Raw genomic sequence first — 20408 nt, 5'->3', positions numbered from 1 at the left:
TTTCATTCATCAATATAAGATCCCATTCGAAAGAGTGGGATTTTTTTGATTTTAAAAAAGTCTGTCCTTATATATGATTTAAAGAATTGTTTTCCTGCACACTTATTGTAGATGATTCTTGGGTAGATTCTTTTATTTTCTTGGGCGATTCCCCCGCCTGGCTTACAAAAGTGCTGCATAATTTTCCCTTGCTTGGTGACCGGGCTATCCGTTTCAATTCCTCGTGCCTTGGCTAAATCCTGCGCTTGCTGTGGGATTTCCACTACTATCCCTATCGCAAAAGGGATCTTTAAATATAAAGTGGATAACTTTAGAAGGTTGTAGTAGTCTGTAAATTATGTTGTTATAACAATATATTCTTCAATATTAGTAAAACCTCACAAAAGAGTTGTGAGATCGATTGAGTGGGATTACATTTGCACCACTCTAAAAAAGGAGTAGCGAAGTAGAACAGTTGAGTTAATATATAAGTAAGAATAGAGGGATTAACTTTCTTTTATATTTATTAAAATAAAAGCTTGCAAATTAAGAAAAACTTCTTATCTTTGCAATCCCAAATCGAGAGAGCTGGGGAGCGAAGTAGGAGGAGATTGAATGATAAGAAAAGCAGATTAAAGGTGACTTAAAATACTTTTAAAATTCTAAGAAAAACATTTGGTCAATTAGAAATAAGTTTATACTTTTGCACTCGCAATTCGGGACCAACGACAGAAAGAGTTCCTGAATATACGCGAAAAGAACAATAGATCATTGACATACAAATAACAACCAAAAAAGTAAGGAAAAACTAAAAGCGATTATAACTTTGAGTGAGTCAGACAAACATACAATGGAGAGTTTGATCCTGGCTCAGGATGAACGCTAGCGGGAGGCCTAACACATGCAAGCCGAGCGGTATTTATTCTTCGGAATAGAGAGAGCGGCGTACGGGTGCGTAACACGTGTGCAACCTACCTTTATCAGGGGAATAGCCTTTCGAAAGGAAGATTAATACTCCATAATATATGATCAGGCATCTGATTATATTGAAAACTCCGGTGGATAAAGATGGGCACGCGCAAGATTAGATAGTTGGTGAGGTAACGGCTCACCAAGTCCATGATCTTTAGGGGTCCTGAGAGGGAGATCCCCCACACTGGTACTGAGACACGGACCAGACTCCTACGGGAGGCAGCAGTGAGGAATATTGGACAATGGGTGAAAGCCTGATCCAGCCATCCCGCGTGAAGGATGACGGTCCTATGGATTGTAAACTTCTTTTGTATAGGGATAAACCTAGATACGTGTATCTAGCTGAAGGTACTATACGAATAAGCACCGGCTAACTCCGTGCCAGCAGCCGCGGTAATACGGAGGGTGCAAGCGTTATCCGGATTTATTGGGTTTAAAGGGTCCGCAGGCGGACCGATAAGTCAGTGGTGAAATCTCATAGCTTAACTATGAAACTGCCGTTGATACTGTCGGTCTTGAGTAAATTAGAGGTAGCTGGAATAAGTAGTGTAGCGGTGAAATGCATAGATATTACTTAGAACACCAATTGCGAAGGCAGGTTACCATAATTTAACTGACGCTGAGGGACGAAAGCGTGGGGAGCGAACAGGATTAGATACCCTGGTAGTCCACGCCGTAAACGATGCTAACTCGTTTTTGGGGCGCAAGTCTCAGAGACCAAGCGAAAGTGATAAGTTAGCCACCTGGGGAGTACGTTCGCAAGAATGAAACTCAAAGGAATTGACGGGGGCCCGCACAAGCGGTGGATTATGTGGTTTAATTCGATGATACGCGAGGAACCTTACCAAGACTTAAATGGGAAATGACCGGTTTAGAAATAGACCTTTCGCAAGACATTTTTTCAAGGTGCTGCATGGTTGTCGTCAGCTCGTGCCGTGAGGTGTTAGGTTAAGTCCTGCAACGAGCGCAACCCCTGTCACTAGTTGCTACCATTCAGTTGAGGACTCTAGTGAGACTGCCTACGCAAGTAGAGAGGAAGGTGGGGATGACGTCAAATCATCACGGCCCTTACGTCTTGGGCCACACACGTAATACAATGGCCGGTACAGAGGGCAGCTACACAGCGATGTGATGCAAATCTCGAAAGCCGGTCTCAGTTCGGATTGGAGTCTGCAACTCGACTCTATGAAGCTGGAATCGCTAGTAATCGCGCATCAGCCATGGCGCGGTGAATACGTTCCCGGGCCTTGTACACACCGCCCGTCAAGCCATGGAAGTTTGGGGTACCTGAAGTCGGTGACCGTAACAGGAGCTGCCTAGGGTAAAACAAGTAACTAGGGCTAAGTCGTAACAAGGTAGCCGTACCGGAAGGTGCGGCTGGAACATCTCATTTTTGAGACTCTTCGTTAGGAGAGTATAAACAAACAACACGATACGCAAGTATCAGAGCACTTGCTCAAAGTTAGCTTTTCGTTTTTCTTTATTTGGTTGATATTTATAAAAACATACCCACTAGGATTAGTAATCAGGGAAGGAGATAGAGTATGAGGGAGGAATTCAGTAATAATATTACTAGTTACTCATTACCCATTACTCATTGAGAGTCTCGTAGCTCAGCTGGTTAGAGCGCTACACTGATAATGTAGAGGTCGGCAGTTCGAGCCTGCCCGAGACTACTAATAAACTAGACAGGATACAAAAAGATAAGAGATAAGAGACCATTAATTACGTCTCATGTCTCCAATCTAAAAATCTCTACGTCTACTACTAGCGGGGAATTAGCTCAGTTGGCTAGAGCGCCTGCCTTGCACGCAGGAGGTCAAGGGTTCGACTCCCTTATTCTCCACAAGTTATAGTGATATAACGAGAACAAGTTACAGCAATGTAGCGACAAGCTTCTTAAAAGAAGCAAGCACAGAAGATATTTACATTTAGAGATTTAAGAATGATGCCAGAGGAGGCAGAACGGACTGGATAACCAGGAAGTTTAATAGGATCGAGACCTATATATTCACAGTTTTGAGAGACTGATTTAAAAGTTACGGAAAGAGCCAAAAACAATTTCTGTTCATCAGTTCGACAAGAAGATTTAAGATCATTGACATTAACGATAAAAACATCACAAAGAGAAAACCGAGCACTTTCGAGTGCCGAGTTTAAATAAAACTAGTTTAACACTTCGGTGTTAGACAAACAAACTGAACTAATATATTATTAGGAAAGAAATCGTTAAGGGCGTATGGCGGATGCCTAGGCTTTCAGAGGCGAAGAAGGACGTGGTAAGCTGCGAAAAGCTGCGGGGATCGGCACACACGAATTGATCCGCAGATGTCCGAATGGGGCAACCCGGCTGGTTGAAGACCAGTCACTCTGTATTTATATGGAGAGCAAACCCGGAGAACTGAAACATCTAAGTACCCGGAGGAAAAGAAATCGAAGAGATTCCGTAAGTAGTGGCGAGCGAACGCGGATTAGCCCAAAAGTCTTTATATGTTTAGAAGAATGTTCTGGAAAGAACAGCCATAGACGGTGATAGCCCGGTATTTGAAAAGCATACATAGATGATAAATGAGTAGGGCGGGACACGTGAAATCCTGTCTGAATATGGGGGGACCATCCTCCAAGGCTAAATACTCCTGAAAGACCGATAGTGAACAAGTACTGTGAAGGAAAGGTGAAAAGCACTTCGAATAGAAGGGTGAAAGAGAACCTGAAACCGTACGCCTACAAGCGGTCGGAGCCCACAAGTTGGGTGACGGCGTGCCTTTTGCATAATGAGCCTACGAGTTAATTTTACTAGCGAGCTTAAGTACTTCAGGTACGGAGGCGGAGCGAAAGCGAGTCTGAATAGGGCGCTTAGTTAGTAGTATTAGACGCGAAACCTTGTGATCTACCCATGGGCAGGTTGAAGCTTTGGTAACACAAAGTGGAGGACCGAACCGGTTGACGTTGAAAAGTCTTCGGATGACTTGTGGGTAGGGGTGAAAGGCCAATCAAACTGGGAGATAGCTCGTACTCCCCGAAATGCATTTAGGTGCAGCGTTGCGACAAGTTTATTAGAGGTAGAGCTACTGATTGGATGCGGGGGAGTCAAATCCTACCAATTCCTGACAAACTCGAATGCTAATAAATGTTTCGCAGCAGTGAGGGCATGGGTGCTAAGGTCCATGTCCGAGAGGAAAGAACCCGGACCAACAGCTAAGGTCCCCAAATCTATACTAAGTTGAAATAACGCGGTTGAACTGCATTGACAGCTAGGATGTTGGCTTGGAAGCAGCCATTCATTTAAAGAGTGCGTAACAGCTCACTAGTCGAGCGGTTCGGCATGGATAATAATCGGGCATAAGTATAGTACCGAAGCTATGGATTTATAATTTTGAATTATATCTGGTAGGGGAGCATTCTGTTTGCACAGAAGCAGGGTCGTGAGGCCTTGTGGAGCGTACAGAAAAGAAAATGTAGGCATAAGTAACGATAAAGGGGGCGAGAAACCCCCTCACCGAAAGACTAAGGTTTCCTCAGCCATGCTAATCAGCTGAGGGTTAGTCGGGACCTAACGCGAACCCGAAAGGGGAAGTGGATGGATAATGGGTTAATATTCCCATACTTGCTCACACTAAAAAGGGGACGGAGTGCCGTACTTACTGGAGACTGACGGAATAGTCAAGACCTAGCCTTCGGGCGAAGTTGTTGTAGGGAAAGTGCTTCCAAGAAAAGCCGAAGTGAAGCAACTCGTACCAAAACCGACACAGGTAGTCGAGGAGAGAATCCTAAGGTGCTAGAGTGAATCATGGTTAAGGAACTAGGCAAAATAGTCTCGTAACTTCGGAAGAAGGGACGCCAGCAGCAATGCTGGCCTCAGTAAAGAGGCCCAGGCGACTGTTTATCAAAACACAGGACTCTGCTAAATCGAAAGATGCTGTATAGGGTCTGACACCTGCCCGGTGCTGGAAGGTTAAGGAAGGTTGTTAGGGTAACCGAAGCAATTAACTGAAGCCCCAGTAAACGGCGGCCGTAACTATAACGGTCCTAAGGTAGCGAAATTCCTTGTCGGGTAAGTTCCGACCTGCACGAATGGTGTAACGATCTGGGCACTGTCTCAACCATGAGCTCTGTGAAATTGTAGTCTCGGTGAAGATGCCGAGTACCCGCAATGGGACGAAAAGACCCTGTGAACCTTTACTATAACTTCGTATTGACTTTGAATAAACAATGTGTAGGATAGGTGGGAGACTTTGAAGCGGGCACGCTAGTGTCAGTGGAGTCAACGTTGAAATACCACCCTTTGTTTATTTGGAGCCTAACTTCCTAACGGAAGGACAGTGCGTGGTGGGTAGTTTGACTGGGGTGGTCGCCTCCAAAAGAGTAACGGAGGCTTTCAAAGGTACCCTCAGCACGCTTGGTAACCGTGCGTAGAGTGTAATGGCATAAGGGTGCTTGACTGTGAGACCTACAAGTCGATCAGGTGCGAAAGCAGGACATAGTGATCCGGTGGTTCCGTATGGAAGGGCCATCGCTCATAGGATAAAAGGTACTCCGGGGATAACAGGCTAGTCTCCCCCAAGAGCTCATATCGACGGGGAGGTTCGGCACCTCGATGTCGGCTCGTCACATCCTGGGGCTGGAGAAGGTCCCAAGGGTTGGGCTGTTCGCCCATTAAAGTGGCACGCGAGCTGGGTTCAGAACGTCGTGAGACAGTTCGGTCTCTATCTATTGCGGGCGTTAGATGTTTGAGAGGGCTTGAATCTAGTACGAGAGGACCGATTTGAACAAACCTCTGGTGTATCAGTTGTTCCGCCAGGAGCACCGCTGAGTAGCTACGTTTGGAAAGGATAAGCACTGAAAGCATATAAGTGCGAAACCTGCCTCAAGATGAGACATCTTTTAAGGGTCGTTGGAGATGACAACGTTGATAGGCTATAGGTGTAAAGGCAGTAATGTCATAGCCGAGTAGTACTAATTACCCGTAGATTTATTGCCTAATTAAGGTACTCGACAGTGCAACAAGGTTTGCTCTTTGTGATAATTTTTATCGATTTTTTAAATCAGACAGAAGATTTAAAGACAAGAGATAAGAGACGATGTGTCTCGTGTCTCCAATCTATAAATCTCTAATCTATTTAATATACATATACTGTACATCCTTTTGTACAAAACAACCTTTAGGGTGGTTTTAGCAGAGGGGCTCACCTGTTCCCATTCCGAACACAGAAGTTAAGCCCTCTAGCGCCGATGGTACTGCTAACGCGGGAGAGTAGGTCGCCGCCAGTTTTTTTAAACCGCCTCGGCGGAGAACAAGCCTCATACATTTATTTGTATGAGGTTTTTTTGTGTGCAAAATCTAAAAAAGACGAACGATAATAGACGGATAGATGATAGACTAATAGACGCGAGACAAAGAAATGATCAAAAACAAAACTTCGGAATCAAGCGTAAAAACTTGGTGACTAGGCAATATTTTAAGTTAATCTATTGATAAAAAATCAATCAAACGTTTATCAATGAATTATCATATTCCAAACTTGAGGAAAATATCATAGAGTTTAAGGTAGCAATTAATGAAATGATCGTGTAGAAATTCCTTGATTAAGATAAGCCGGAAATATAGGCTACATTTGTTAGTCTTAAGTTCCTATTTCAACTCTAATTTTATCAATTATAAAAGTTGTAAAAACTTTACCGTATTAAAAGTTGGTAACGACTTATCTTTTTAAAAAACAGTAATCCCGTTATTTTTTTTTAAATCACAATCACAATCACCTAATAGCGTTTTAAAGTTTACATTTCCGAGTGATATCTTAATGTTCTTAACTCCTTAATCCAGATCTTAATGTTGAAAATTTTTCAGTTTGAAGCATTTTTATCGATTTAAGATATTTTCTTTTTTACGTAAGGTTTGTAAACTAATTTGTAATTGATATCTGAACCTTCCATAAATACAGATCAAGATATTACCTTTTACAATTTCTTACTTCCAAAAACGAATGAACCACTAGGCTTATCTTATCTGCTCACCGAAATTCTCCAGGAAGAAGCCAATCGGGCTTGTTTCGTAGAAGATTTGGGTTTAGTTGCAGACATTATCAGCGTCCTTCATCGGTTAGTTTATCTTCAAAAAATTACGGCGTACCATTATATTAATTATTCTTCTATTTTCCTTAGGCGTTTCCTTTCCATACTTAGGAGCTTTCTACATCATTTTCCCAGCGCTAAATTTGAGCACTTCCGTTTCAATTCCATGTCTTCTTTATAACGAGCCAAGAACTACTCAGCACTAAACCTTAATTTTACAGCTATCTTTTTACTTCAGTTACAACCGCGTTGTTAGTGTAATGCGCCTATGTAAAGTATAATCAGATAAAGTGGATAACTCTGAAATAGACACATTTAATTATTAATCAATAAGTTAAAATATTACTTATGCACATTTTAAAAATAGATTGGTAATAAGTTGCGAGATCGATTGAGTGGGATTACATTTGCACCACTCTAAAAAAGGAGTAGCGAAGTAGAACAGTAGAGTTAATATATACGTAAGAATAGAAGGATTAACATTCTTTTGTACTTATTAAAATAAAAGCTTGCAAATTAAGAAAAACTTCTTATCTTTGCAATCCCAAATCGAGAGAGATGGGAGCGAAGTAGGAGAAGATTGAATGATAAGAAAAGGAGATTAATGGTAACTTAAAATACTTTTAAAATTCTAAGAAAAACATTTGGTCAATTAGAAAAAACTTTATACTTTTGCACTCGCAATTCGGGACCAACGACAGAAAGAGTTCCTGAATATACGCGAAAAGAACAATAGATCATTGACATACAAATAACAACCAAAAAAGTAAGGAAAAACTAAAAGCGATTATAACTTTGAGTGAGTCAGACAAACATACAATGGAGAGTTTGATCCTGGCTCAGGATGAACGCTAGCGGGAGGCCTAACACATGCAAGCCGAGCGGTATTTATTCTTCGGAATAGAGAGAGCGGCGTACGGGTGCGTAACACGTGTGCAACCTACCTTTATCAGGGGAATAGCCTTTCGAAAGGAAGATTAATACTCCATAATATACGATCAGGCATCTGACTGTATTGAAAACTCCGGTGGATAGAGATGGGCACGCGCAAGATTAGATAGTTGGTGAGGTAACGGCTCACCAAGTCCATGATCTTTAGGGGTCCTGAGAGGGAGATCCCCCACACTGGTACTGAGACACGGACCAGACTCCTACGGGAGGCAGCAGTGAGGAATATTGGACAATGGGTGAAAGCCTGATCCAGCCATCCCGCGTGAAGGATGACGGTCCTATGGATTGTAAACTTCTTTTGTATAGGGATAAACCTAGATACGTGTATCTAGCTGAAGGTACTATACGAATAAGCACCGGCTAACTCCGTGCCAGCAGCCGCGGTAATACGGAGGGTGCAAGCGTTATCCGGATTTATTGGGTTTAAAGGGTCCGCAGGCGGACCGATAAGTCAGTGGTGAAATCTCATAGCTTAACTATGAAACTGCCGTTGATACTGTCGGTCTTGAGTAAATTAGAGGTAGCTGGAATAAGTAGTGTAGCGGTGAAATGCATAGATATTACTTAGAACACCAATTGCGAAGGCAGGTTACCATAATTTAACTGACGCTGAGGGACGAAAGCGTGGGGAGCGAACAGGATTAGATACCCTGGTAGTCCACGCCGTAAACGATGCTAACTCGTTTTTGGGGCGCAAGTCTCAGAGACCAAGCGAAAGTGATAAGTTAGCCACCTGGGGAGTACGTTCGCAAGAATGAAACTCAAAGGAATTGACGGGGGCCCGCACAAGCGGTGGATTATGTGGTTTAATTCGATGATACGCGAGGAACCTTACCAAGACTTAAATGGGAAATGACCGGTTTAGAAATAGACCTTTCGCAAGACATTTTTCAAGGTGCTGCATGGTTGTCGTCAGCTCGTGCCGTGAGGTGTTAGGTTAAGTCCTGCAACGAGCGCAACCCCTGTCACTAGTTGCTAACATTCAGTTGAGGACTCTAGTGAGACTGCCTACGCAAGTAGAGAGGAAGGTGGGGATGACGTCAAATCATCACGGCCCTTACGTCTTGGGCCACACACGTAATACAATGGCCGGTACAGAGGGCAGCTACACAGCGATGTGATGCAAATCTCGAAAGCCGGTCTCAGTTCGGATTGGAGTCTGCAACTCGACTCTATGAAGCTGGAATCGCTAGTAATCGCGCATCAGCCATGGCGCGGTGAATACGTTCCCGGGCCTTGTACACACCGCCCGTCAAGCCATGGAAGTTTGGGGTACCTGAAGTCGGTGACCGTAAAAGGAGCTGCCTAGGGTAAAACAAGTAACTAGGGCTAAGTCGTAACAAGGTAGCCGTACCGGAAGGTGCGGCTGGAACATCTCATTTTTGAGACTCTTCGTTAGGAGAGTATAAACAAACAAACGATACGCAAGTATCAGAGCACTTGCTCAGAGTTAAGTTTAGTTTTTCTTTATTTTGGTTGCTATTTATAAAAAACATACCCACTAGGATTAGTAATCAGGGAAGGAGATAGAGTATGAAGGAGTGTATTTGTAATAGTATTATAAATTACTCATAACCCATTACTCATTGAGAGTCTCGTAGCTCAGCTGGTTAGAGCGCTACACTGATAATGTAGAGGTCGGCAGTTCGAGCCTGCCCGAGACTACTAATAATAAGACGGGAAGATAATAGAAAAAAGATAAAAGACGATTTATTAGTCTTTACTCTTTATTCTTTAGTCTCCAGGTCTAACACTAGCGGGGAATTAGCTCAGTTGGCTAGAGCGCCTGCCTTGCACGCAGGAGGTCAAGGGTTCGACTCCCTTATTCTCCACAAACTATAGCGATATAGTGAGAAGAGTTATAGCGATATAACAAGAACAGAAGATATTTACATTACGATTTAAGAATTATGCCGTTAGGAGGCAGAATTGACTAAGCAATTAGGCAATTTGATAGGATCGGGGCCTATATTATTCACGTATTAAGCGTTTAATTTAAAAGTTACGGAAAGAGCCAAAAACAATTTCTGTTCATTAGACAATTAATAAGATACATGATCATTGACATTAACGATAAAAACATCACAAAGAGAAAACCGAGCACTTTCGAGTGCCGAGTTTAAATAAAACTAGTTTAACACTTCGGTGTTAGACAAACAAACTGAACTAATATATTATTAGGAAAGAAATCGTTAAGGGCGTATGGCGGATGCCTAGGCTTTCAGAGGCGACGAAGGACGTGGTAAGCTGCGAAAAGCTGCGGGGATCGGCACACACGAATTGATCCGCAGATGTCCGAATGGGGCAACCCGGCTGGTTGAAGACCAGTCACTCTGTATTTATATGGAGAGCAAACCCGGAGAACTGAAACATCTAAGTACCCGGAGGAAAAGAAATCGAAGAGATTCCGTAAGTAGTGGCGAGCGAACGCGGATTAGCCCAAAAGTCTTTATATGTTTAGAAGAATGTTCTGGAAAGAACAGCCGTAGACGGTGATAGCCCGGTATTTGAAAAGCATACATAGATGATAAATGAGTAGGGCGGGACACGTGAAATCCTGTCTGAATATGGGGGGACCATCCTCCAAGGCTAAATACTCCTGAAAGACCGATAGTGAACAAGTACTGTGAAGGAAAGGTGAAAAGCACTTCGAATAGAAGGGTGAAAGAGAACCTGAAACCGTACGCCTACAAGCGGTCGGAGCCCACAAGTTGGGTGACGGCGTGCCTTTTGCATAATGAGCCTACGAGTTAATTTTACTAGCGAGCTTAAGTACTTCAGGTACGGAGGCGGAGCGAAAGCGAGTCTGAATAGGGCGCTTAGTTAGTAGTATTAGACGCGAAACCTTGTGATCTACCCATGGGCAGGTTGAAGCTTTGGTAACACAAAGTGGAGGACCGAACCGGTTGACGTTGAAAAGTCTTCGGATGACTTGTGGGTAGGGGTGAAAGGCCAATCAAACTGGGAGATAGCTCGTACTCCCCGAAATGCATTTAGGTGCAGCGTTGCGACAAGTTTATTAGAGGTAGAGCTACTGATTGGATGCGGGGGAGTCAAATCCTACCAATTCCTGACAAACTCCGAATGCTAATAAATGTTTCGCAGCAGTGAGGGCATGGGTGCTAAGGTCCATGTCCGAGAGGGAAAGAACCCGGACCAACAGCTAAGGTCCCCAAATCTATACTAAGTTGAAATAACGCGGTTGAACTGCATTGACAGCTAGGATGTTGGCTTGGAAGCAGCCATTCATTTAAAGAGTGCGTAACAGCTCACTAGTCGAGCGGTTCGGCATGGATAATAATCGGGCATAAGTATAGTACCGAAGCTATGGATTTATAATTTTGAATTATATCTGGTAGGGGAGCATTCTGTTTGCACAGAAGCAGGGTCGTGAGGCCTTGTGGAGCGTACAGAAAAGAAAATGTAGGCATAAGTAACGATAAAGGGGGCGAGAAACCCCCTCACCGAAAGACTAAGGTTTCCTCAGCCATGCTAATCAGCTGAGGGTTAGTCGGGACCTAACGCGAACCCGAAAGGGAAGTGGATGGATAATGGGTTAATATTCCCATACTTGCTCACACTAAAAAGGGGACGGAGTGCCGTACTTACTGGAGACTGACGGAATAGTCAAGACCTAGCCTTCGGGCGAAGTTGTTGTAGGGAAAGTGCTTCCAAGAAAAGCCGAAGTGAAGCAACTCGTACCAAAACCGACACAGGTAGTCGAGGAGAGAATCCTAAGGTGCTAGAGTGAATCATGGTTAAGGAACTAGGCAAAATAGTCTCGTAACTTCGGAAGAAGGGACGCCAGCAGCAATGCTGGCCTCAGTAAAGAGGCCCAGGCGACTGTTTATCAAAACACAGGACTCTGCTAAATCGAAAGATGCTGTATAGGGTCTGACACCTGCCCGGTGCTGGAAGGTTAAGGAAGGTTGTTAGGGTAACCGAAGCAATTAACTGAAGCCCCAGTAAACGGCGGCCGTAACTATAACGGTCCTAAGGTAGCGAAATTCCTTGTCGGGTAAGTTCCGACCTGCACGAATGGTGTAACGATCTGGGCACTGTCTCAACCATGAGCTCTGTGAAATTGTAGTCTCGGTGAAGATGCCGAGTACCCGCAATGGGACGAAAAGACCCTGTGAACCTTTACTATAACTTCGTATTGACTTTGAATAAACAATGTGTAGGATAGGTGGGAGACTTTGAAGCGGGCACGCTAGTGTCAGTGGAGTCAACGTTGAAATACCACCCTTTGTTTATTTGGAGCCTAACTTCCTAACGGAAGGACAGTGCGTGGTGGGTAGTTTGACTGGGGTGGTCGCCTCCAAAAGAGTAACGGAGGCTTTCAAGGTACCCTCAGCACGCTTGGTAACCGTGCGTAGAGTGTAATGGCATAAGGGTGCTTGACTGTGAGACCTACAAGTCGATCAGGTGCGAAAGCAGGACATAGTGATCCGGTGGTTCCGTATGGAAGGGCCATCGCTCATAGGATAAAAGGTACTCCGGGGATAACAGGCTAGTCTCCCCCAAGAGCTCATATCGACGGGGAGGTTCGGCACCTCGATGTCGGCTCGTCACATCCTGGGGCTGGAGAAGGTCCCAAGGGTTGGGCTGTTCGCCCATTAAAGTGGCACGCGAGCTGGGTTCAGAACGTCGTGAGACAGTTCGGTCTCTATCTATTGCGGGCGTTAGATGTTTGAGAGGGCTTGAATCTAGTACGAGAGGACCGATTTGAACAAACCTCTGGTGTATCAGTTGTTCCGCCAGGAGCACCGCTGAGTAGCTACGTTTGGAAAGGATAAGCACTGAAAGCATATAAGTGCGAAACCTGCCTCAAGATGAGACATCTTTTAAGGGTCGTTGGAGATGACAACGTTGATAGGCTATAGGTGTAAAGGCAGTAATGTCATAGCCGAGTAGTACTAATTACCCGTAGATTTATTGCCTAATTAAGGTACTCGACAGTGCAACAAGGTTTGCTCTTTGTGATAATTTTTATCGATTTTTTAAATCAGACAGAAGATTTAAAGACAAGAGATAAGAGACGATGTGTCTCGTGTCTCCAATCTATAAATCTCTAATCTATTTAAAATACATATACTGTACATCCTTTTGTACAAAACAACCTTTAGGGTGGTTTTAGCAGAGGGGCTCACCTGTTCCCATTCCGAACACAGAAGTTAAGCCCTCTAGCGCCGATGGTACTGCTAACGCGGGAGAGTAGGTCGCCGCCAGTTTTTTTTATCCGCCTCGGCGGAGAACAAGCCTCATACATTTATTTGTATGAGGTTTTTTTGTGACCAAAAGCTAGAGAAATAAACACAAACGAATAATGCAATAGACTAAAAGACATACTATGAACAGACAAAAAACGGATAGATGAGAGACAAAAATGAGAATTAACTCATATAGATATTTGCAGATGATTTCCGAAGGAACCATTAATCTTCTTAACTCCTTAATCAAGATCCTAATGTTGAAAACTTTTCAGATTAGGGTTTTTGTAGACTAAGATATTTTCTCTTTTACTCTAAGTTTTGAATTGATCTGTAATTGCGGTCCGGACCTAAAATGATGATATTGTTTTTTTATAATTCTTTCACTTGCGAAAACGAACAAACCTTTAGGATTATATTATGATACCTATATGACCATGATGAATGGTGAAGATAAAAGTTAATTGATTTTAATTGCTTGGTATCTTTAATATCAAAAGAATAGAGAGTAGCTTATTTTTTAGCTTAAATAATTAATTTAATGGAGACTTCTTTATAATCTGAAATTCTTTTAAGATAGTATAAAAGAAAACTTAGGGATTGTAATTTTATATATTGTAATTAAACTACAATAGAGAATTTATTTAAAAACTGTAAGATTATTTTTAGTAACATATTATAATATATAATGAAATTATTGAGTTGCTAATTTAAACTACAATGTTCAAATGCTTGATTACTTTTTTAGTGATTAAATGCCTTGTAATTTTTAAATTTACAATGACAATTGGTCAGCCGATTATATTCGAGGATTAAATAAATTCCTCTCAGCTAAAATATTTCTAGGGCAGGATTCCCGGTCATTTTTAGAAATCAACAATAGCAATTGCGATTATCTATGGTCTGCTCACCGAAATTCTCCAGGAGTAAACCACTCGGGCTTGTTCCGTAGAAGATTTTGATTTAGTTGCAGAACATTATCAGCGTCCTCATCGGTTAGTTTATCTTCAAAAAATTGCGGCGTACAATTATATTAAGCAATCTTCCATTTTATTTGGGGAGACTCCTTCATACTTACAAACATTCTACATTATTTTTTTACTGCTAAAGTAGAGCACTTTCATTACCCCTTACTTCCCCATCTTTATAACGAGCCAAGAACTACCAACCTCAAAACCCTAAGCTTACGGCTGTCTTTTTACTCCGGTCCCTACCGCGGTGTTAGATTAGTGCACCTAAATAAAGTATAATCAGATAATGTGGATAACTCTGAAATATGCACATTTAATTATTAATCAATAAGTTAAAATATTACTTATGCACATTTTAAAAATAGATTGGTAATAAGTTGCGAGATCGATTGAGTGGGATTACATTTGCACCACTCTAAAAAACAGAGTAGCGAAGTAGAACAGTTGAGTTAATATATAAGTAAGAATAGAGGGATTAAATTTCTTTTATTACTTATTAAAATAAAAGCTTGCAAATTAAGAAAAACTTCTTATCTTTGCAATCCCAAATCGAGAGAGATGGGGAGCGAAGTAGGAGGAGAATTGAATGATAAGAAAAGGAGATTTAATGGTAACTTAAAATACTTTTAAAATTCTAAGAAAAACATTTGGTCAATTAGAAAAAACTTTATACTTTTGCACTCGCAATTCGGGACCAACGACAGAAAGAGTTCCTGGATATACGCGAAAAGAACAATAGATCATTGACATACAAATAACAACCAAAAAAGTAAGGAAAAACTAAAAGCGATTATAACTTTGAGTGAGTCAGACAAACATACAATGGAGAGTTTGATCCTGGCTCAGGATGAACGCTAGCGGGAGGCCTAACACATGCAAGCCGAGCGGTATTCTGGATTTATTCAGGAGAGAGCGGCGTACGGGTGCGTAACACGTGTGCAACCTACCTTTATCAGGGGAATAGCCTTTCGAAAGGAAGATTAATACTCCATAATATATGAACAGGCATCTGATTATATTGAAAACTCCGGTGGATAGAGATGGGCACGCGCAAGATTAGATAGTTGGTGAGGTAACGGCTCACCAAGTCCATGATCTTTAGGGGTCCTGAGAGGGAGATCCCCCACACTGGTACTGAGACACGGACCAGACTCCTACGGGAGGCAGCAGTGAGGAATATTGGACAATGGGTGAAAGCCTGATCCAGCCATCCCGCGTGAAGGATGACGGTCCTATGGATTGTAAACTTCTTTTGTATAGGGATAAACCTAGATACGTGTATCTAGCTGAAGGTACTATACGAATAAGCACCGGCTAACTCCGTGCCAGCAGCCGCGGTAATACGGAGGGTGCAAGCGTTATCCGGATTTATTGGGTTTAAAGGGTCCGCAGGCGGACCGATAAGTCAGTGGTGAAATCTCATAGCTTAACTATGAAACTGCCGTTGATACTGTCGGTCTTGAGTAAATTAGAGGTAGCTGGAATAAGTAGTGTAGCGGTGAAATGCATAGATATTACTTAGAACACCAATTGCGAAGGCAGGTTACCATAATTTAACTGACGCTGAGGGACGAAAGCGTGGGGAGCGAACAGGATTAGATACCCTGGTAGTCCACGCCGTAAACGATGCTAACTCGTTTTTGGGGCGCAAGTCTCAGAGACCAAGCGAAAGTGATAAGTTAGCCACCTGGGGAGTACGTTCGCAAGAATGAAACTCAAAGGAATTGACGGGGGCCCGCACAAGCGGTGGATTATGTGGTTTAATTCGATGATACGCGAGGAACCTTACCAAGACTTAAATGGGAAATGACCGGTTTAGAAATAGACCTTTCGCAAGACATTTTTCAAGGTGCTGCATGGTTGTCGTCAGCTCGTGCCGTGAGGTGTTAGGTTAAGTCCTGCAACGAGCGCAACCCCTGTCACTAGTTGCTACCATTCAGTTGAGGACTCTAGTGAGACTGCCTACGCAAGTAGAGAGGAAGGTGGGGATGACGTCAAATCATCACGGCCCTTACGTCTTGGGCCACACACGTAATACAATGGCCGGTACAGAGGGCAGCTACACAGCGATGTGATGCAAATCTCGAAAGCCGGTCTCAGTTCGGATTGAGTCTGCAACTCGACTCTATGAAGCTGGAATCGCTAGTAATCGCGCATCAGCCATGGCGCGGTGAATACGTTCCCGGGCCTTGTACACACCGCCCGTCAAGCCATGGAAGTTTGGGGTACCTGAAGTCGGTGACCGTAACAGGAGCTGCCTAGGGTAAAACAAGTAACTAGGGCTAAGTCGTAACAAGGTAGCCGTACCGGAAGGTGCGGCTGGAACATCTCATTTTTGAGACTCTTCGTTAGGAGAGTATAAACAAACAACACGATACGCAAGTATCAGAGCACTTGCTCAGAGTTAGCTTTTCGTTTTTCTTTATTTGGTTGATATTTATAAAAAACATACCCACTAGGATTAGTAATCAGGGAAGGAGATAGAGTATGAGGGAGGAATTCAGTAATAATATTACTAATTACCCATTACTCATTGAGAGTCTCGTAGCTCAGCTGGTTAGAGCGCTACACTGATAATGTAGAGGTCGGCAGTTCGAGCCTGCCCGAGACTACTAATAATAAGACGGGAGATCAATAGATAAGAGATGATAGACGATTAAAAAGTCTCAAATCTCCCATCTGAGAATCTCTAAGTCTCACACTAGCGGGGAATTAGCTCAGTTGGCTAGAGCGCCTGCCTTGCACGCAGGAGGTCAAGGGTTCGACTCCCTTATTCTCCACAGAGTTATAGTGATATAACGAGAATAGTTGCAGAGATGTAGCGACAAGCTTCTTAAAAGAAGCAAGCACAGAAGATATTTACATTTAGAGATTAAAGAATTATGCCAGAGGAGGCAGAACAGACTGGATAACCAGGAAGTTTGGATAGGATCGAGACCTATATATTCACAGTTTTGAGAGACTGATTTAAAAGTTACGGAAAGAGCCAAAAACAATTTCTGTTCATCAGTTCGACAAGAAGAAATAAGATCATTGACATTAACGATAAAAACATCACAAAGAGAAAACCGAGCACTTTCGAGTGCCGAGTTTAAATAAAACTAGTTTAACACTTCGGTGTTAGACAAACAAACTGAACTAATATATTATTAGGAAAGAAATCGTTAAGGGCGTATGGCGGATGCCTAGGCTTTCAGAGGCGACGAAGGACGTGGTAAGCTGCGAAAAGCTGCGGGGATCGGCACACACGAATTGATCCGCAGATGTCCGAATGGGGCAACCCGGCTGGTTGAAGACCAGTCACTCTGTATTTATATGGAGAGCAAACCCGGAGAACTGAAACATCTAAGTACCCGGAGGAAAAGAAATCGAAGAGATTCCGTAAGTAGTGGCGAGCGAACGCGGATTAGCCCAAAAGTCTTTATATGTTTAGAAGAATGTTCTGGAAAGAACAGCCATAGACGGTGATAGCCCGGTATTTGAAAAGCATACATAGATGATAAATGAGTAGGGCGGGACACGTGAAATCCTGTCTGAATATGGGGGGACCATCCTCCAAGGCTAAATACTCCTGAAAGACCGATAGTGAACAAGTACTGTGAAGGAAAGGTGAAAAGCACTTCGAATAGAAGGGTGAAAGAGAACCTGAAACCGTACGCCTACAAGCGGTCGGAGCCCACAAGTTGGGTGACGGCGTGCCTTTTGCATAATGAGCCTACGAGTTAATTTTACTAGCGAGCTTAAGTACTTCAGGTACGGAGGCGGAGCGAAAGCGAGTCTGAATAGGGCGCTTAGTTAGTAGTATTAGACGCGAAACCTTGTGATCTACCCATGGGCAGGTTGAAGCTTTGGTAACACAAAGTGGAGGACCGAACCGGTTGACGTTGAAAAGTCTTCGGATGACTTGTGGGTAGGGGTGAAAGGCCAATCAAACTGGGAGATAGCTCGTACTCCCCGAAATGCATTTAGGTGCAGCGTTGCGACAAGTTTATTAGAGGTAGAGCTACTGATTGGATGCGGGGGAGTCAAATCCTACCAATTCCTGACAAACTCCGAATGCTAATAAATGTTTCGCAGCAGTGAGGGCATGGGTGCTAAGGTCCATGTCCGAGAGGGAAAGAACCCGGACCAACAGCTAAGGTCCCCAAATCTATACTAAGTTGAAATAACGCGGTTGAACTGCATTGACAGCTAGGATGTTGGCTTGGAAGCAGCCATTCATTTAAAGAGTGCGTAACAGCTCACTAGTCGAGCGGTTCGGCATGGATAATAATCGGGCATAAGTATAGTACCGAAGCTATGGATTTATAATTTTAGAATTATATCTGGTAGGGGAGCATTCTGTTTGCACAGAAGCAGGGTCGTGAGGCCTTGTGGAGCGTACAGAAAAGAAAATGTAGGCATAAGTAACGATAAAGGGGGCGAGAAACCCCCTCACCGAAAGACTAAGGTTTCCTCAGCCATGCTAATCAGCTGAGGGTTAGTCGGGACCTAACGCGAACCCGAAAGGGAAGTGGATGGATAATGGGTTAATATTCCCATACTTGCTCACACTAAAAGGGACGGAGTGCCGTACTTACTGGAGACTGACGGAATAGTCAAGACCTAGCCTTCGGGCGAAGTTGTTGTAGGGAAAGTGCTTCCAAGAAAAGCCGAAGTGAAGCAACTCGTACCAAAACCGACACAGGTAGTCGAGGAGAGAATCCTAAGGTGCTAGAGTGAATCATGGTTAAGGAACTAGGCAAAATAGTCTCGTAACTTCGGAAGAAGGGACGCCAGCAGCAATGCTGGCCTCAGTAAAGAGGCCCAGGCGACTGTTTATCAAAACACAGGACTCTGCTAAATCGAAAGATGCTGTATAGGGTCTGACACCTGCCCGGTGCTGGAAGGTTAAGGAAGGTTGTTAGGGTAACCGAAGCAATTAACTGAAGCCCCAGTAAACGGCGGCCGTAACTATAACGGTCCTAAGGTAGCGAAATTCCTTGTCGGGTAAGTTCCGACCTGCACGAATGGTGTAACGATCTGGGCACTGTCTCAACCATGAGCTCTGTGAAATTGTAGTCTCGGTGAAGATGCCGAGTACCCGCAATGGGACGAAAAGACCCTGTGAACCTTTACTATAACTTCGTATTGACTTTGAATAAACAATGTGTAGGATAGGTGGGAGACTTTGAAGCGGGCACGCTAGTGTCAGTGGAGTCAACGTTGAAATACCACCCTTTGTTTATTTGGAGCCTAACTTCCTAACGGAAGGACAGTGCGTGGTGGGTAGTTTGACTGGGGTGGTCGCCTCCAAAAGAGTAACGGAGGCTTTCAAAGGTACCCTCAGCACGCTTGGTAACCGTGCGTAGAGTGTAATGGCATAAGGGTGCTTGACTGTGAGACCTACAAGTCGATCAGGTGCGAAAGCAGGACATAGTGATCCGGTGGTTCCGTATGGAAGGGCCATCGCTCATAGGATAAAAGGTACTCCGGGGATAACAGGCTAGTCTCCCCCAAGAGCTCATATCGACGGGGAGGTTCGGCACCTCGATGTCGGCTCGTCACATCCTGGGGCTGGAGAAGGTCCCAAGGGTTGGGCTGTTCGCCCATTAAAGTGGCACGCGAGCTGGGTTCAGAACGTCGTGAGACAGTTCGGTCTCTATCTATTGCGGGCGTTAGATGTTTGAGAGGGCTTGAATCTAGTACGAGAGGACCGATTTGAACAAACCTCTGGTGTATCAGTTGTTCCGCCAGGAGCACCGCTGAGTAGCTACGTTTGGAAAGGATAAGCACTGAAAGCATATAAGTGCGAAACCTGCCTCAAGATGAGACATCTTTTAAGGGTCGTTGGAGATGACAACGTTGATAGGCTATAGGTGTAAAGGCAGTAATGTCATAGCCGAGTAGTACTAATTACCCGTAGATTTATTGCCTAATTAAGGTACTCGACAGTGCAACAAGGTTTGCTCTTTGTGATAATTTTTATCGATTTTTTAAATCAGACAGAAGATTTAAAGACAAGAGATAAGAGACGATGTGTCTCGTGTCTCCAATCTATAAATCTCTAATCTATTTAAAATACATATACTGTACATCCTTTTGTACAAAACAACCTTTAGGGTGGTTTTAGCAGAGGGGCTCACCTGTTCCCATTCCGAACACAGAAGTTAAGCCCTCTAGCGCCGATGGTACTGCTAACGCGGGAGAGTAGGTCGCCGCCAGTTTTTTTAAGAAGCCGTCTCAAAATACAATTTGAGACGGTTTTTTT

Annotated in this window: 1 protein-coding gene, 6 tRNA genes and 9 rRNA genes; 15 read left to right on the top strand and 1 reads right to left on the bottom strand. The window is 43.5% G+C overall.

The window, feature by feature from the left end; translation table 11 throughout:
- Window positions 1-2 precede the first annotated feature (2 nt).
- Entirely contained in the window at window positions 3-263 is a 261-nt protein-coding gene (locus Q73A0000_RS11000; RefSeq protein ID WP_193810989.1) for a hypothetical protein, read from the bottom strand.
- Between the two features lie 563 nt (window positions 264-826).
- On the opposite strand from Q73A0000_RS11000, the gene Q73A0000_RS10995 reads away from it, so the two are divergent.
- The 15 genes from Q73A0000_RS10995 to rrf (Q73A0000_RS10925) all read left to right on the top strand — a co-directional run bounded on the left by Q73A0000_RS10995 (window position 827) and on the right by rrf (Q73A0000_RS10925) (window position 20364).
- A 16S ribosomal RNA gene (locus Q73A0000_RS10995) occupies window positions 827-2344 on the top strand.
- Window positions 2345-2553: 209 nt separating this feature from the next.
- Window positions 2554-2627, top strand: a tRNA-Ile gene (locus Q73A0000_RS10990).
- A gap of 96 nt (window positions 2628-2723) precedes the next feature.
- Window positions 2724-2797, top strand: a tRNA-Ala gene (locus Q73A0000_RS10985).
- Window positions 2798-3170: 373 nt separating this feature from the next.
- Window positions 3171-5931, top strand: a 23S ribosomal RNA gene (locus Q73A0000_RS10980).
- A 183-nt stretch (window positions 5932-6114) separates the two neighbouring features.
- Window positions 6115-6222 (top strand): 5S ribosomal RNA (rrf, locus tag Q73A0000_RS10975).
- Between the two features lie 1617 nt (window positions 6223-7839).
- Window positions 7840-9356 (top strand): 16S ribosomal RNA (locus Q73A0000_RS10970).
- Window positions 9357-9565: 209 nt separating this feature from the next.
- A tRNA-Ile gene (locus Q73A0000_RS10965) sits at window positions 9566-9639 on the top strand.
- A 93-nt stretch (window positions 9640-9732) separates the two neighbouring features.
- Window positions 9733-9806 (top strand) — tRNA-Ala (locus tag Q73A0000_RS10960).
- 350 nt (window positions 9807-10156) lie between these two features.
- Window positions 10157-12917, top strand: a 23S ribosomal RNA gene (locus tag Q73A0000_RS10955).
- A 183-nt stretch (window positions 12918-13100) separates the two neighbouring features.
- A 5S ribosomal RNA gene (gene rrf / locus Q73A0000_RS10950) occupies window positions 13101-13208 on the top strand.
- Window positions 13209-14977: 1769 nt separating this feature from the next.
- Window positions 14978-16493: ribosomal RNA gene (locus Q73A0000_RS10945) — 16S ribosomal RNA — on the top strand.
- Window positions 16494-16696: 203 nt separating this feature from the next.
- Window positions 16697-16770: transfer RNA gene (locus Q73A0000_RS10940), tRNA-Ile, on the top strand.
- A 94-nt stretch (window positions 16771-16864) separates the two neighbouring features.
- Window positions 16865-16938, top strand: a tRNA-Ala gene (locus tag Q73A0000_RS10935).
- 374 nt (window positions 16939-17312) lie between these two features.
- Window positions 17313-20073, top strand: a 23S ribosomal RNA gene (locus tag Q73A0000_RS10930).
- Window positions 20074-20256: 183 nt separating this feature from the next.
- Window positions 20257-20364 (top strand): 5S ribosomal RNA (gene rrf / locus Q73A0000_RS10925).
- Together the 16S, 23S and 5S rRNA genes with 6 tRNA genes alongside form the textbook arrangement of a ribosomal RNA operon.
- Window positions 20365-20408: the final 44 nt, after the last annotated feature.

The sequence above is a fragment of the Kaistella flava (ex Peng et al. 2021) genome, assembly GCF_015191005.1.
In the GTDB taxonomy this organism is placed as follows: Bacteria; Bacteroidota; Bacteroidia; order Flavobacteriales; family Weeksellaceae; genus Kaistella; species Kaistella flava.
This window is presented reverse-complemented; position numbering and strand designations above follow the sequence as displayed.